Raw genomic sequence first — 332 nt, 5'->3', positions numbered from 1 at the left:
ACGGTGAAGCGGGTGGTTGACTACAACGTCAAGATCCGCGTGAAGGCAGACGGTTCGGGCGTCGAGCTTGCGAACGTGAAGATGTCGATGAACCCGTTCGACGAAATCTCGGTCGAAGAAGCGCTCCGGCTGAAGGAAGCCGGCAAGGCCGACGAAGTCGTCGTCGTCTCCGTCGGCCCGGCCAAGGCCGAAGAGACGCTGAGGACCGCGCTTGCCATGGGTGCTGACCGCGCCATCCTGGTCGAGACCGAAGACCAGGTCGAGCCGCTCGCCGTCGCCAAGATCGTCAAGGGCGTCGCCGAGGCCGAACAGCCGGGCCTGATCATCGTCGG

General features: G+C 64.5%; 1 pseudogene. It reads left to right on the top strand.

Features of this window, described 5'->3' with window-relative positions:
* Window positions 1–3: 3 nt before the first annotated feature.
* Window positions 4–332: pseudogene (locus BBX50_RS26830) on the top strand (electron transfer flavoprotein subunit beta/FixA family protein); the annotation flags it as partial.

It is taken from the genome of Ensifer sp. LC11 (genome assembly GCF_001695835.1).
Classification (GTDB): Bacteria; Pseudomonadota; Alphaproteobacteria; order Rhizobiales; family Rhizobiaceae; genus Ensifer.
The sequence above is the reverse complement of the archived record's forward strand: the minus strand, read 5'-3'. Positions and strand labels throughout refer to the sequence as shown.